Annotated in this window: 12 protein-coding genes; 5 read left to right on the top strand and 7 right to left on the bottom strand. The window is 68.0% G+C overall.

Translation table 11 applies throughout. From position 1 onward, the window contains the following. The first annotated feature begins 60 nt into the window (after window positions 1-60). The 3 genes from ABZ845_RS22405 (at window position 61) to ABZ845_RS22395 (ending at window position 5565) form a co-directional block, all read left to right on the top strand. Complete coding sequence (locus ABZ845_RS22405) at window positions 61-3201, top strand: DUF3427 domain-containing protein (RefSeq protein ID WP_360982408.1); 3141 nt, start codon at window positions 61-63, stop codon at window positions 3199-3201. Between the two features lie 670 nt (window positions 3202-3871). Continuing rightward, the gene (locus ABZ845_RS22400) at window positions 3872-5056 is read left to right on the top strand and encodes an XRE family transcriptional regulator (RefSeq protein WP_360982336.1); all 1185 of its coding nucleotides are present in this window, start codon (window positions 3872-3874) and stop codon (window positions 5054-5056) included. Beyond that, a complete protein-coding gene (locus tag ABZ845_RS22395; RefSeq protein ID WP_360982334.1) occupies window positions 5053-5565 on the top strand; it encodes an NUDIX hydrolase in 513 nt (170 codons plus the stop codon). The genes ABZ845_RS22400 and ABZ845_RS22395 overlap by 4 nt, the downstream gene beginning before the upstream one ends. A gap of 74 nt (window positions 5566-5639) precedes the next feature. Here the strand turns inward: ABZ845_RS22395 and ABZ845_RS22390 are convergent, their stop codons facing one another. After that, window positions 5640-6113, bottom strand: coding sequence for a carboxymuconolactone decarboxylase family protein (locus tag ABZ845_RS22390; RefSeq protein ID WP_360982332.1), 474 nt, complete (start codon window positions 6111-6113; stop codon window positions 5640-5642). 215 nt (window positions 6114-6328) lie between these two features. Between ABZ845_RS22390 and ABZ845_RS22385 the strand changes: the two genes are divergently transcribed. After that, window positions 6329-6631 carry a hypothetical protein gene (locus ABZ845_RS22385; RefSeq protein ID WP_360982330.1) on the top strand — a complete coding sequence of 101 codons (303 nt, stop codon included), beginning with the start codon at window positions 6329-6331 and terminating at the stop codon, window positions 6629-6631. Window positions 6632-6731: 100 nt separating this feature from the next. On the opposite strand, the gene ABZ845_RS22380 is transcribed toward ABZ845_RS22385, so the two are convergent. Both ABZ845_RS22380 and ABZ845_RS22375 read right to left on the bottom strand, forming a co-directional pair. Beyond that, window positions 6732-8198 (bottom strand): MFS transporter, encoded by a 1467-nt coding sequence (locus ABZ845_RS22380; RefSeq protein ID WP_360982328.1) that lies wholly within the window; start codon window positions 8196-8198, stop codon window positions 6732-6734. Between the two features lie 85 nt (window positions 8199-8283). Further along, a complete protein-coding gene (locus ABZ845_RS22375; RefSeq protein ID WP_360982326.1) occupies window positions 8284-9642 on the bottom strand; it encodes a DUF445 domain-containing protein in 1359 nt (452 codons plus the stop codon). A gap of 341 nt (window positions 9643-9983) precedes the next feature. On the opposite strand from ABZ845_RS22375, the gene ABZ845_RS22370 reads away from it, so the two are divergent. Continuing rightward, window positions 9984-11321 (top strand): SGNH/GDSL hydrolase family protein, encoded by a 1338-nt coding sequence (locus tag ABZ845_RS22370; RefSeq protein ID WP_360982324.1) that lies wholly within the window; start codon window positions 9984-9986, stop codon window positions 11319-11321. A gap of 42 nt (window positions 11322-11363) precedes the next feature. Here ABZ845_RS22370 and ABZ845_RS22365 read toward each other — a convergent pair whose 3' ends face one another. The 4 genes from ABZ845_RS22365 to ABZ845_RS22350 are packed head-to-tail and all read right to left on the bottom strand — an operon-like array spanning window position 11364 to window position 14980. Then, complete coding sequence (locus ABZ845_RS22365) at window positions 11364-12275, bottom strand: DUF1707 domain-containing protein (RefSeq protein WP_360982322.1); 912 nt, start codon at window positions 12273-12275, stop codon at window positions 11364-11366. A gap of 33 nt (window positions 12276-12308) precedes the next feature. Beyond that, entirely contained in the window at window positions 12309-13334 is a 1026-nt protein-coding gene (locus ABZ845_RS22360) for an ATP-binding cassette domain-containing protein (RefSeq protein ID WP_360982321.1), read from the bottom strand. Window positions 13335-13341: 7 nt separating this feature from the next. Further along, window positions 13342-14187 (bottom strand): ABC transporter permease, encoded by an 846-nt coding sequence (locus tag ABZ845_RS22355; protein WP_360982319.1) that lies wholly within the window; start codon window positions 14185-14187, stop codon window positions 13342-13344. Beyond that, the gene (locus tag ABZ845_RS22350; RefSeq protein WP_360982406.1) at window positions 14180-14980 is read right to left on the bottom strand and encodes an ABC-2 family transporter protein; all 801 of its coding nucleotides are present in this window, start codon (window positions 14978-14980) and stop codon (window positions 14180-14182) included. Before ABZ845_RS22350 ends, ABZ845_RS22355 begins: the two co-directional genes overlap by 8 nt. Between the last annotated feature and the right edge of the window lie 13 nt (window positions 14981-14993).

The raw sequence follows: 14993 nt of genomic DNA, 5'->3' as shown, positions 1-14993 counted from the left end.
CACCCTTATGTCGGCGCGAAGGTTCGTGCTTGGGCAAACATTCAAGGAGCAGTAGTGGCAATACCGGGGGACCTGTCACGGCCTGCGGCGGGGGTATACGAACAGCTCATCACCGAAGGCCTGCAGGGCCGGATAGAGGAGTTGGAGACCGCAGGCTGGAAAATCATCGACTCAGAGGTGAGCGAAGCCTCGGCACCCCACGTACTGGCCCGCCACATCGGCGAGGCCGTAGGACGTCGGTTGAGCCAGTTGCCGCAGAAAGAGCAGGTGGCTGCCGCCAATCAGATCATGCAGGCACTGGCCGTCAGTGCTCCTGACCCGGACGAAGACCAGTCAGCCGCAGCCATCGCGGAAGGCCCGCGCCAACTCATGGCTCTGGCCAAACAGGAAGCCCCCGGCGTCTACGCCATTCGTCCCCTCACACCGCTCTCCGAGACAGCCCTGATCACCAATGCCCCAGGCGACCCAAGCTTGGGCACAGAACTGAGGGCGGAACTCGCCACAGCAGATCGCATCGACCTGCTCTGCGCTTTCGTGAAGTGGTACGGCATACGAGTCCTCGAAGACTCATTGCGCGCGGCAAAGGAGCGGAACATCCCGATCCGCGTCATTACCACCACTTACATTGGTGCCACGGATCGGTACGCCCTGGACCGGCTGGTCCGCGAGTTCGGCGCCGAGGTGAAGGTCAACTACGAGATCAGGTCCACGCGCTTGCACGCCAAGGCATGGCTGTTCCGGCGACAGTCCGGGTTCGATACGGCTTACGTGGGCAGTTCCAATCTGTCGAAGGCGGCACTCCTCGACGGCCTCGAATGGAACGTGCGGCTGTCGTCGGTCGCGACGCCTAGGGTGCTCGACAAGTTCGAAGCGACTTTCGATGCGTACTGGGCCGACCCGGCGTTCGAAACGTACGACCCTGACCGTGACGGCGAACGGCTCAGCGAAGCGCTCGCGCGGGCATCCGGCACCGGTTCGACGGGCGAACTCAAGATCAGTCTGTCCGGACTCGAAGTCCACCCGCACCCGTACCAGAAGGACATGCTCGAGCGCCTGCGGGTCGAGCGCGAAATCCGTCACCGCCACAAGAACCTTCTGGTCGCGGCCACCGGCACCGGCAAGACGGTCATGGCCGCCTTGGACTACCGGAGCCTGCGAGACAAGCGCGGCGGAGCACTCCCACGACTGCTCTTCGTCGCGCACCGTAAGGAGATCCTGAAGCAGTCGCTGCGGACGTACCGCGAGGTACTGGACGACGCTTCCTTTGGTGAACTGCTCTACAACGGTCAGGAACCCCGCGACTGGACGCATGTCTTCGCCAGCGTCCAATCTCTCAGTCCCCGCCGACTGGAGCAGTTCGACCCCGGGCACTTCGATGTCATCGTCATCGACGAGTTCCACCACGCGACCGCCGAGACGTACCGACGCATCATCGATCACTTCCGACCGACCGAACTACTCGGCCTCACAGCGACTCCGGAGCGGATGGACGGGCTCAATGTGCAGGACGAGTTCTTCGACGGCCGTATCGCTGCCGAGTTGCGCCTGTGGGAAGCTCTCGAAAACGATCTGCTGTGCCCGTTCCACTACTTCGGACTCCCCGATGGAATGGATCTCACCAACCTAGGCTGGCGTTCCGGCACTTACGATCGAGATGAACTCGGAAGCCTCTATACGGGCGACCACGCTCGAGCCCGTATCGTCATCAAGCAGGTCAAGGACAAAATCGCCAACCCGGCTGCGATGCGCGCGCTTGGTTTCTGCGTGACCAAAGCGCATGCACATTTCATGGCACGGTGCTTCCGTGAGGCGGGCTTCCAAGCCGAAGCACTGGACAGCGACTCGACTCCCGCGGTGCGCGAGCGCACACTTTCCCACCTCAAGTCCGGACACATTCAGGCGGTCTTTTCCGTCGACCTGTTCAATGAGGGACTGGACGTCCCGGAGGTCGATACTCTGCTACTCCTGCGTCCCACGAACAGCGCAACGGTTTTCCTTCAGCAACTTGGACGCGGGCTGCGCCGTACGTCGAACAAGCCGGTCCTGACCGTGCTCGACTTCATAGGCCAGCATCGAGCAGAGTTCCGCTTCGAGGAGCAGTTCCGAGCCCTCACCAACCTCTCTCGCAACCGCCTGGTCGACAGCATCGAAAACGACTTTCCGCAACTTCCGTCAGGCTGCCAGATCATCCTGGAGGGAAAGTCCAAGGACTTGGTCCTGGACAACATCCGCACGCAGCTCAGGGCCACCATCACAACGTTGGCGAAAGAGGTCAGGGACTACAGCACGCCCAAGCTGGCGGACTACCTCCGGGAGAGTCGTCGCGAGATCAAGGAGCTCTACAAGAGCGACAACTCATGGACCAAGGTGCTGCGTAGGGCTGGGCTCATCAGTGAGAACGCCTCGCCGAGCGAAGAGCAACTACTCAGGCGCGTTCACGCCTTTCTCCACGTAGACGACCCAGAACGAGTCCAGGCCTATCTGAAGCTACTGGCAGACGATGCCCCCGCTTACGATTCCCTCTCCGCGATGGAGCAGACGTACGCCCGTATGCTCTTCTTCAACTTGTGGGATAAGGCTGGAGGTTTCGGCAGCTACCAACAGGGGCTCGAGTCGCTGGGCTCGGAGGGGATCTTCCGTGACGAACTCCGTCAGGTTCTGACACACGTCCTCAACGAAGCCGATCACTTCCCCCTTCCGCTCGAAGGGCCACACAGTCACATCCCGCTGAAGGTCCACAGCGCGTACAACCGCTCTGAGATCCTCGCTGCCTTGGGGGTGGCGCGACTGGGCGGACAGATGCCCAGAGACTTCGGCCAGGGCGTGTGTTGGGTCGAGGACATAAAGACTGACGCTCTGCTCATCACCCTGGAAAAAGATGAGCGGGATTTCTCTCCCACGATCCGCTACAAGGACTACGCACTCAGCCCCAATCACTTCCACTGGGAGTCGCAGAGCACGACACCAGAGAACTCCCCGACGGGCCGCCGCTATCGACATCATAAACAGCTCGGTAGCCACGTCCTGCTCTTCCTTCGCCGCTACAAGCGCAACAGCATCGGCAAGTCCGAGCCCTGGATGCTCTTAGGCCCGGCCACGTTCGAGACACACACGGGCAGCAAGCCCATGGGGATCACATGGCGGTTGGAACACGAACTGTCGGCTGACGTCTGGACGTATGCCGCTATCACCGCAAGCTAGCTCGCAGCCACTCCCGGGGAGCGAAGTGTGGACGCTCCCCGGGATCCCAATCTGGCACGCACAAGGCAGTCACGCGTCACCTCGTCCTCCCGGTGATAGCGAGAAGCGCCTGTGTGGTTCGCGCTACGTTCAGAAGGTACTGCCAGGCCTTGAACGGACTGGTCGTGTCCGCAGGAGGGTCTTCCAAAAGGCGTACGGCCAAGCGACTCAATGTGCGCACAGCCTCGCGGTCTACGCCCGTCAACTCACTTGTCAGTGCTTTCAGTCCGCGGGCCAAGCTCTCTGCGCGTCGCAAGGTCTCGGCAAGCGGAGGCACGTCGAGCCTGGGCTGTGTGGCTTGTTGCGCCTCGAGTAGCAGAGCGCGTCGGTCGACTACGGAACCTCCGCTGTACATGGTCATCAGCGAACCTCTCTTGTGATTGCGTGACAGCGATCCCGGCACGGCAGAAGAGACCGAGCACGGGATCGAGCTCGCGCGCCTGACCTCGCACAGTCCAGTCAACGACGTGTCGTTGTGCTCGCGTGACTCCACAACGTGACTCCAGGGCGGAGTCACGGGGGTAGCCTCGGACTACACCCAGGGGGGCCTCAGTTGTCACCAGAGCCACGTTCTGTCGTAGCCGGACTTCTCGCCGATGAGAGGTTCCTATCCGCATGCGCCGAGCGAGACATGGGAACCGTGTTTCGGACGCTAAATCTCCGTGGCGTCAGCACGCGCAAGATCGCCGCGGCGGTCGGAATCGCACAAGGCCGCCTGTACGACTACATGAACGGGAAGAGTCGTGTGGAGCGCTTGGCGATGTTCGAGCAGATCGCCGACGCCTTCCACATTCCCGGACATCGCCTCGGTCTGGCTCGACGTCCCTGGGAACCGGAAGAGAGCGGACCTCATGCTGCGCCACGCACCTCTTTCGCCAGTCCGGAGAACGATGACGACTTGGCAACCATGGATGCATTCCGGCACGCGGATCGGGCAACTGGCGGAGGTCGTCTCTACACCGCTGTCATCACTCACCTCCGCGAGCATGTCGCTCCACGACTGGTCGACCTCAACAGTGACCACGCCTTTGCCGCTGCGGCAGTGCTCACAGAGATGGCTGGCTGGATGGCTCACGACTCGGGGCGCGACAAAGTGGCGGAGGCACATTTCACTCGGGCAATGCCCCTCGCACACGCCTCCGGCGACACCCCGTTGATCGCGAACATCGCTGCGTCCAGCTCACACTTAGCGCTGCAATGCGGTGACCCTGCCGCAGCAGCGCATTGGGCGCGGACGGGACTCGACGCGGTAAGGAAAGGGATGCGCGTCCCAACCCTGATTGCCCGGCTGCACACCATGCAGGCACGCGCCCTCGCAGCAGCAGGTCAGCACACCGCAGCCGAGAGCGCCCTCGACCAAGCCCGTGCCGCCCTTCGCGACGCACCCGCCAGAGTCACTCATCCCTGGGTCAGCCCTTTCGACAGCGCCGCGCTGGCGAGTGAGACCGCTGACGCGCTACGCGACCTGGGTCGGCTTCAACAAGCCGTCGAGTACGCACAGCTAGCCGTTGATCAGCGCGAAGCCGGGCGCGCCCGCTCGCTCGCGCTGTCCCGAATCTCCCTGGCCAGTCTCCAATTGCAATGCGGGAATCTCGACGCAGCCCTTGTCGTCGCCGAGGAACTCCTCGCCGCCACCGCGCCCACACTGGGATCGGTCAGAGTCATGCGACGCCTCGATTCGCTCAGCGCACAGCTTGAAGCACACCAGTCGCACCGGCCAGCGCGGGAGCTCCTCATGCGGCTCACAGCGGAGCGCAAGACCAGAATGCTTCTGCTGGCAGACATCCTCACCTCTCAGGGAGGCCAACCCGTATGAGGCCCGTTCCCACCGACCCGGACGCCTACAGGGAATGGCTTGCCGAGGGCAATGCCACACAGGCACGCAAGCGTGTCGCCGCGGACGTCCTGATCCGGGATCCGGCCGGACGTGTCCTGCTGGTCGACCCGACCTACAAGCCCGGCTGGGACCTTCCTGGCGGGATGGTCGAAGTGAATGAACCCCCGCATGACGCTGCTCTGAGGGAGCTAGGCGAAGAACTTGGCTTGGAGATCGTTCTCCATGGGCTACTGGTGGTCGACTGGGTGCCCCCGCACGGACCGTGGGACGATCAGATCTCAATCATCTTCGATGGCGGACAGCTCGACGACCACACGGTTTCATCGCTTCGTCCTCGTGACGACGAGCTTTCCGCCGCGAAGTTCGTGTCCCTCGGCACGGCCATGTCGATGGTTCGCGAGCGGATGGCACGCCGTCTCGATGCGAGCTTCAAAGCCCTCGCCACCGGGCGGACGTTGTACCTGCACGACGGGCGTCCAGCCCTTTGAGGTGGACACCGCACGGCCCCGGTAGGCGGTGCCCGCCACCAGGACCGTGCCCGTGAACATGACCGGGGTCGCTGTCAGCCGAACATCCCCGGCTGGTAGTCGCCCGCCGGCTGCTGGACGATCACGTTCATGCGGTTGTACGCGTTGATCAGCGCGATGAGCGACACCAGGGCCGCGAGCTGGTCCTCGTCGTAGTGCTTCGCCGCGTTCGCCCAGGCCTCGTCCGTGACGCCGCCCGCCGCGTCGGCGATGCGGGTGCCCTGCTCCACCAGTTCCAGCGCGGCGCGCTCGGCGTCGGTGAAGACCTTGGCTTCCCTCCAGGCCGCGACCAGGTTCAGGCGCAGCGAGGTCTCGCCCGCCGCGGCGGCGTCCTTGCTGTGCATGTCGGTGCAGAAGCCGCAGCCGTTGATCTGGCTGGCGCGGAGCTTCACCAGTTCCTGGGTCGAGGTCGGCAGAGTCGAGTCGTCGAGGACCTTGCCCGCCGAGTTGATGTAGCGCAGGAACTTGCCGGAGACGGCGTTGCCGAAGAGGTCGAGTCGGGCTTCCATGGTGATCTCCTTGCGGTGATGTCGACCGTTACACAGCACTGACGGGGTGGTCCTGCGGGATGTGACAGCCGGAAGGGAGGAATTGGTGTGACCTGGGTCTCATTCGACTACGGGTGGACGGTGGCTGCTGATCGGGACCCGGCCTCGGCGCGCCCTGAGGCCCGGGGATAGCCTCAGGCGTCGTCCGGAGAGCGCACAGCAGGAGGCATGCAGCGATGGCGAAGGTTCCTACGGCAGTGGTGGCCGCCGGCGGACTTGTCGGTGGCTACGGGGTCGCCCGGTGGACGAGGAAGCGGCAGCTCGGCGGGGCCGTGCTCGCCGTCGCGGGCATCACTGCCGCGCGGCGCTGGCACAGGCAGGCGGGCACTCCCGCGGCCGGGGCGCTGACCGCCGCGTACGTCGCCGCGTTCGCCGGATCGCATCCCCTGGCCAAGAAGGTCGGCGCATGGCCCGCGGTGTTCGGGGTGGCCGGAGCCGTCGCGCTCGCCTCCTGGGCCGTGGCCGACCGGCGCGGATGACGCACGGCGAGGCTTGGGCAAGCCCGCCATCGGCCGGGTTCATGCCTCCCACCTCATCGAGAAGGGCACTCGGTACTTCCGCGGCGCCTGACCGTCCCGGTCATGGCGTCGCCTGCGCCGTGGCCGCCGTGAGCGGTGTGGCGATGTCCTCCAGCGAGCGCCGCTCCGCCTTCACCGCGAGCAGCGCCGCGACCAGCCCCGCCGCGCACATCAGACCGGCGCCGATCTGGAAGGCGAGGACCGTGTCGCCGATCCGGCCGGTGTTCGTGAGGTCCGCGAACAGCAGCGGGCCGCTGATGCCTCCGGTGGCGGTTCCGAGGGCGTAGAAGAAGGCGATCGACATGGCCCGGGTCTCCATCGGGAACACCTCGGAGACCGTCAGATACGCGCTGGACGCGCCCGCCGAGGCGAAGAACAGCACCGCGCACCAGCACGCCGTCAGCGTGTCCGCGTTCAGCGATCCCCGGCCGAACAGCCAGGCCGTGACGAACAGCAGCAGGCCCGAGAGCAGGTAGGTGGACGAGATCATCACCCGTCGGCCCACGGTGTCGAAGAGTTTGCCGAGGAGCAGGGGGCCGAGGAAGTTGCCCACGGCGATGACGACGAAGTAGTAACCCGTGTTCCCGGTGGGGACGTCGAAGAATTTCGTCAGGATCGCGCCGAAGCCGAAGGTGATCGCGTTGTAGAGGAACGCCTGGCCGATGAAGAGGGAGAAGCCGAGCACGGAGCGCTTGCGGTAGCGGTTGAAGACGGTGTGGGCGATCTCGCCGAACCCGATGCTCTCGCGCTGGTGGATGGTGATCTCGCGTTCGGCGCGCGGCAGGGACTCCCCGCGCTGGGCCTCGATCTGCCGTTCGATCCCGGACACCACCTCCTCCGCCTCCTGTTCCCTGCCGTGGATCAGCAGCCAGCGCGGGCTCTCGGGGACGTTGCGCCGTACCAGCAGGATGACCAGGCCCAGGACCACGCCCAGGGCGAAGGTCAGGCGCCAGCCCACGTCCTTCGGCAGGAGGTCCGTGTTCAGGGCGACGATCGACAGCAGCGCGCCCCCCACCGCCCCCACCCAGAAGCTGCCGTTGATGATCAGGTCGACGCGTCCGCGGTAGTTCGCCGGGATCAGCTCGTCGATCGCGGAGTTGATGGCCGCGTACTCGCCGCCGATCCCGAAGCCCGTGAAGAACCGGAAGAGAAAGAACCACCAGGTCGAGAAGGAGACCGCGGTCAGCGCGGTGGCCCCGAGATAGACCGCGAGCGTGATCATGAAGAGTTTCTTGCGGCCGTAGCGGTCGGTCAGCCGGCCCCAGAAGAGCGCGCCGGCGCAGGCGCCCGCCACGTACAGCGCGGCGGCGATGCCCGTGACCTGGCCGGAGGAGATCGGCAGTCCGCTGCCGGGTTCGGACAGCCGCCCGGCGATGTTGCCGACGACCGTGACCTCGAGGCCGTCGAGGATCCATACCGTGCCGAGGCCGAACACGATCGTCCAGTGCCAGCGTGACCAGGGAAGACGGTCGAGACGGGCGGGAATCGCGGTGGTGACCGTGCCGGGCCGGGGCGCGGTGACGGGCATGGCTGCCTCCGTCTTCGAGACCTTTGAGACTGCTCAGGACGCCGGGTGACGCCGCATCCACCCCGAGTGCCCGCTCGGCCGCCGGTTACGCTCCGAGCACCCGCGACACCGTGTAGATCAACAGCCCCGCGAGGGAGCCCACCACGGTGCCGTTGATCCGGATGAACTGCAGGTCGCGGCCGATGTGCGCCTCGATCTTCCGCGTGGTGTGCGCGGCGTCCCAGCTCGCGACCGTGTCGGTGATCAGGGACGTGATCTCCTTACGGTACGTCGTCACGACGTGCACCGCCGCGCCCTCCACCCACGTGTCGACCTTGGCCTGCGTCCTCGGCTCGGTCGCCATCCGGGCGCCGAGTGACATCAGCGAGGCCCGGACGCGCAGCCGCAGTTCGCTGCGCTCGTCCTCGGCGGCCGACACGATCATGGAGCGGACGGCGGTCCACGCGGAGGCGATCAGATCCTGGACCTCGCCGCGCCCCAGCACCTCCCCCTTGAGCCGCTCCACGCGCGCCCGGGTGTCCGTGTCGGACTGCAGGTCGGAGGCGAAGTCGGCCAGGAACCGGTCCAGGGCGCCGCGCGCCGGATGCGTGGGCGAGTCCCGCATCTCGGTGACGAAACGGAGCAGCTCCTTGTAGATCCGTTCTCCGACCTTCTTGTCCACGAACCGGGGGGTCCAGCCGGGTGCCCCGCCCTGGACGGCGGCCATGACGTGGTCGTCGTGCAGCACGAGCCAGTCGTGGGCGCGGACGCAGATGAGGTCCACGACCCGCCGGTGGCCGCCGTCCGCGACGATCTTCTCCAGCAGCTTGCCGAGGCCCGGAGCTATCTCCTGGGCCTCCGCGCGCCGGGTGATGGCCTCCCCCACCACCGCCTTGACATCCGAGTCGCGCAGCACGGTCAGCGCCCCGCGCACGGCCGTCGCCAGCTCAGCAGTCACCCGGTCCGCGTGCCGGGGTTCGGAGAGCCAGGTGCCCAGGCGGGCGGCGATACCGACGGAGCACAGGCGCTGTCGTACGACCTCCTTGGAGAGGAAGTTCTCGCCGACGAACTCGCCGAGGGAGACGCCCAGCTGGTCCTTCTTGTTGGGGATGATCGCCGTGTGCGGGATGGGCAGGCCCAGGGGATGCCGGAAGAGCGCGGTGACCGCGAACCAGTCGGCGAGCGCGCCGACCATGCCCGCCTCGGCCGCCGCGGCCACGAATCCGGCCCAGGAGCCCGCGCCGGAGTTCCGCGCCCAGGTGGCGAGGACATACACGAGCGCCACCAGGAGCAGCAGCCCGGTGGCCGTGCCCTTCATCCGCCGTACGCCCCGCCGCTTCTCCTCGTCCGCGGGGCTGAAGGACGTCATCGTCCGGCTCGTGACAGTGGCCGTCGCGGCGGCCGGACGGCCGGGCGGCTCCGTGGCCGCCCCCTCGACGCCCTCATCGCGTTTGGTCCGTTCCATGCGCTCCACCCGTTCATGTCCCCCGTGCGCCCCGTACACATTGTCCCTTCCTGACCGACTCCTGGAACGGAACAGGAGTTCCCGGCGTCTGATGGAGAGGAGAGGTCTCGGGGATTTTTCAGGGTCGGGCCGGGGGTCCGGCCGGGATCCGGGCGGGGGTCCGCTCAGGAGTCGGGCCGGGACCCCGGGCCGGGATCCGCGCACGAACCCGTCCGGGATCCGCTCAGGCCCCCGTCGAGGTTCAGGGGCCCCCTCGGGTCTCCTCCCCCTCCATGCCGCATCATGGAGTTGGTCAGTACCGGAGCATCGGGCTCCCCTTCCCCGAGGAGAACACGCACCGCATGACCAAGCGACACGGTTATGCCCTGCTCGCCGCCCTGTGCGCGGTCGTCCTCGCTGTATCGGCCGCCATATACGCCGGCGTCAGGGCCGAAAGCGGCAGCCGGGGCGGCCCGCTGGGCGACGGCCGTCCGGAACCGCGGCGCTCCGCCGCACCCGCCTCCGCCGGCACCTGGACCAGCGCCTGGGCTACCGCGCCCTCCGGCGCCGAACCGGGTACCGGGGCCTCCGGGATGGCCGGGAGGTCCGTACGCAACGTCGTCCACACGGCCATCGGTGGCACCAGCGCCCGTATCACCCTGTCCAATCTCTACGGGCAGCAGCCGCTGGACATCACACACGCCACGATCGCCGTCGCCGGCCCGAGCGGCGACGCGACCGCGGCCCCCGGCACGATGCGCCGTCTCGCCTTCGGCGGCTCCCCCTCCGTGGTCATCGCCCCCGGCCGGCAGGTGGTCAGCGACGCCGTGCGCATCGCGGTCCCGGGCGCCTCGGACGTCCTCGTGACCACGTACTCCCCCATCCCCTCGGGCCCGGTCACCTTCCACGCGCGCGCACGCCAGATCTCGTACGCGGCCCCGGGCGACCGCACCGAGGACATGAGCGGAGCCGCCTACACCGAGCAGACCCCGTACTGGCGCTATCTGACCGCGCTAGACCTGCTGAGCAATGAATCCGTCGGCACGGTCGTCGCCTTCGGGGACTCGATCACCGACGGCGTCACCTCCACCATGGACGCCGACCGCCGGTGGACCGACGTCCTCGGTGAGCGGCTGCGCCGGGCCGCCGCTTCCGCGTCCGGCGACGTGCCCCGCTACAGCGTGGTCAACGAGGGCATCAGCGGCAACCAGGTACTGGCCGACGGCCCCGGCCGCCCCGCGGGCAACGCCAGCGGGCTCAACCGCTTCGGGCGCGACGTCCTCGAGCGGACCGGCGCGAAGGCGGTAGTCATCGACCTCGGCGTCAACGACATCCTGCTCGACCCCGGCCACGCCGATCCGAACCGGATCACCGGGGGGCTGCGGACCCTGGTGAGCGAGGCGCACGCGCACGGCCTGAAGGTGATCGGCGCCACGCTGATGCCCTTCCAGGGACATCTGCGCTACCGGACCGACCGGGAGCAGGTGCGGCAGGCCGTCAACGCGCAGATCCGCTCGGGCACGGTGTTCGACGCGGTCGTCGACTTCGACAAGGCGCTGCGCGACCCGTACGACCCGCGCAGGCTGCGGCCGGACTACGACTCGGGCGACCATCTCCACCCCAGCGACGCGGGCTTCCGGCGGATGGCGGAGGTCTTCGACCTGACCTCGCTGAGCGGGGCGGCACCGGTCAGGGCGTAGTGCACGCGCGGTGACAGAGCGTACGAAGCGTACGGCCGCCCGTCAGTACCCGCGGCCTCGCCGCCGGTCGCGACGCTCGTCCCGCCGGGCCTCACGGCGTTCGCGATGGAGCTCGCGGCGCTCCTCGTGCCGCTCGCGACGCGCCTCCCGGTGTTCCTCCCAGCGTTCCTGCACCAGCTCGTGCCGCTCCTCCATCGCCTCGCGGACGGTCGACTCCAGCCCCTTGCGGGAGGCCTTGCGGTCCAGCTTGTCCTGGCGGCGCTCCTCCTTCAGACGCTGCCGCTCGGCCCGGGTCAGCTTGCGCTCCACGCCGACGCCGCCCCAGAACGCGAATCCGGTGACGATCACGCGCGGCGCGCCCGGCTCCCCCGGCACGCCCTCCTCACGGTGGTCGAAGCCGCCCATGATCCCGATGCCGCGCACGATCACCTCGACGCCCTGCGGCACGATGACGTTCATCCCGCCCATGATCGCGATGCAGTTGATCTCGATCTCGCGGTCCGCGAAGTTCGCCTCGCGGAGGTCGATCTCACCGCCGCCCCAGAAGGCGAAGGAGTTGAACCGCTTCGGCGCCGTCCAGCGCCCCTTGCGCTGGAACCCGGACATGACGGCGACCGCCCAGCTGGACGACCCGTCGCCGCCCACGATGCGGCCGGCCCAACCACCGCTCTCCAGGGGCTCCTTGACCAGCGACACCGGGGGAGCCGGAACGCCCGCGGCCGGCAGGTCCCGGGTGACCGGCACCAGTTCCCCGTACGTGCGCGCCTTGTAGGTCGCCTCCAGCCGCTCCTCGAACTCCTCCATGTCGAGACGCCCCTCGGCGAGAGCGTCCCGCAGGACCTCGGCGACCCGTTCACGGTCGGCGTCGGAGGCACGGAGATCGTCGGCGGCTCGGGGAACGTCGGGGAGGGGAGGCCTGGGAGGTGTCCCACCGGAAGACACAGCGTCGGTCATACGGTCAGCCTACGAGTTCCGCCGGGCGCGGGGCTACGACACCGCGCGCTCCCCTTGCTCCGCCTGGCCCGCCTGGCCCGCTTGCTCCGCCTGGCCCGCGTACATCCTGGCGATCACCGCCTCGATGTCCGGCTCCCGTACCGACAGGTCCACCAGCGGATACTCCGCCGCGACGCGCGCCACGAGCGGGGCCGCCGACTGCGCCGCCGGGAACGCCAGCCACTGCCGGGGCCCCTCGACCCGCACCACCCGCGCGGACGGCACCTCGATGGGCGGCAGTTCCCGCTCCAGGTCGACCACGAGGGTGCGCTCGCTGTCGCCCACCTCGTGCAGCCCCGCGAGGGGACCGTCGTACATCAGGCGCCCGTGGTCGATGACCATCACCCGGGAGCACAACTGCTCGATGTCCTGGAGGTCGTGCGTGGTCAGCAGCACCGTCGTGCCGCGCTCGGCGTTCAGCTCCCGCAGGAAGTCGCGGACCTTGACCTTGGAGACGATGTCCAGGCCGATGGTCGGTTCATCGAGGTAGAGCACCTCCGGGTCGTGCAGCAGTGCCGCCGCGATGTCGCCGCGCATCCGCTGTCCCAGGGACAGTTGACGCACCGGGACGTCCAGCAGGCCGCCCAGGTCGAGGAGTTCGACGCAACGGTCCAGGTTCGCGCGGTAACGCCCGTCCGGGATGCGGTACATACGGTGCATCAGCCGGTAGGAGTCGATCAGCGGCAGGTCCCACCACAGGGTCGTGCGCTGCCCGAACACCACCCCGATACGCCGGGCCAGCCTGGTCCGCTCCCGGGAAGGGTCGATACCGGCCACCCGCAGGCGGCCCCCGCTCGGTGTCAGGATTCCGGTCAGCATCTTGATCGTGGTGGACTTCCCGGCGCCGTTCGGCCCGATGTAGCCGACCATCTCGCCGCGTGCCACGGTGAAGGAGATCGAGTCGACGGCCCGTACCCGCCGCAGCTCACGGCGCAGGAAGCCGGTGCGCTTGCGGACGTCGAAGACCTTCTCGACCCGGTCCAGTTCGATGAAGCCGCCGTCCGCCATGTCCTCGTCCATCAGTGCCTCAGCTCCCCGTGCTCCGGTACGAACGCAGTCCCGCGCGCCACGCGAGACCCGCGAGCGCGCAACAGCCCGCCGCCACCAGCGGCGGGGCGAAGGCGGCCCAGGCCGGCAGCCCGAGCGGATAGGGCCTCCCCAGCACATACAGCGCGGGCAGCCAGTTGACGAATGCCAGCGGCAGTACGAAGGTCACCCCGCGCACGAGGTCCTTCGCGAAGACGGTGGGCGGGTACTGCAGCAGCGTCTGACCACCGTAGGTGAACGAGTTCTGCACCTCGGAGGCGTCCTGCGCGGCGAACTGGAAGGCCGCGCCCGCCACGAACACGGCGCAGAAGATCGCGGCTCCGCTCAGCAGCGTCAGCGGGATCACCAGCACCTTCAGCGGCGTCCAGGACAGAGGCAGTACGGCGATCGCGTATCCGAGGACCAGTACGCCCTGGGTGACCCGGCCGACGCGGCGCAGCCCGAAGCGGTCCGCCGCGACCTGGGCGAGCACGGGCACCGGACGGACCATGAACGTGTCCAGTGTGCCGTCGCGCACCCGCCGCCCGAGCCGCTCCATCGAGCCGAGCGCGAGGTCGGCGAGGCCGAAGGCGGTGGCGGAGAGGCCGTAGAGGAAGGCGACCTCGCGCAGGCCGTAGCCGCCGAGCGTGTCGGTACGCGAGAACATCAGCAGGATGGCGACGAAGTCGAGCGCGGTGCCGGCGAAATTGCCGAACGCGGTCATCACGAAGGAGACGCGGTAGGCCATGGTGGAGCGGATCCACATGGCGGTGATCAGGAAGTAGGCGCGCACCCCTTCGCGCACGCGGCCGTAACGGCCAGGGCGGCCGTACGCGGAGTCAGCCACCCTGGACCACCACCCTCCGCGTCGCCACCGACTGCAGCAGCCGCCCCAGGGCGAGCAGCGCGACGGCCCAGGCGGCCTGGAAGGCGTAGGTGGGCAGCGGGGCGGCCGTGCCGAGGAGCACGTCCACGGGTGCCTGGAGCAGGGCGGACCAGGGCAGCACACGGACGGCCTCGCCCAGGGCGCCGGGGAAGACGTTGAGCGGCAGCATCATGCCCGAGCAGAAGACCGCGGTCAGCCCCGCGAGCTGGGAGGCGCCCGCGCCGTCGAGCAGCCAGAAGGCGGACAGCGCGACCAGGAAGCGGATCGCGAAGCTCACCACCACGGCGAGCGCGGCCGCGACCACGAAGGCGGCCCAGGCCAGCGGGCGGGCGGGCAGCGCCAGCGGGAAGACGAGCGCCCCGAACACCAGCGGCAGCACTCCGCGGCCGAGCAGGTGGAACAGGGCCCGTCCCAGGTCCGAGGCCAGCCACCACAGCTGGAGGTCGGCGGGCCGGTACAGGTCGATCGCGATGTCGCCGGTGCGGATGCGCTCGGCCAGCTCGTCCTCGAAGCCGCCGCCGAAGACGGCCACCGTCATCAGCAGGCCCTGGCTCACCCAGACGAACGTCAGGGCCTGCGCCTGGTCGTACCCCCCGAGGTGGGGCCGCTCGTCCCACAGGGCGAGATAGGTGTACGCCAGGACCAGACCGAAGACCGTGTTGGTGAACACCCCCGCCGCGGTCGCGGTGCGGTAGGTCGCGTACCGCCGGAATCCACCGGCCGCGACGGCGGCGTACAGCCGCCCCGTCCCCACGGGAACCCTCACG

Source organism: Streptomyces sp. NPDC047022, from assembly GCF_040644155.1.
Taxonomy (GTDB): Bacteria; Actinomycetota; Actinomycetes; order Streptomycetales; family Streptomycetaceae; genus Streptomyces.
Note: the sequence above shows the minus strand (reverse complement) of the source record. Positions and strands in the feature narration are given on the sequence as shown.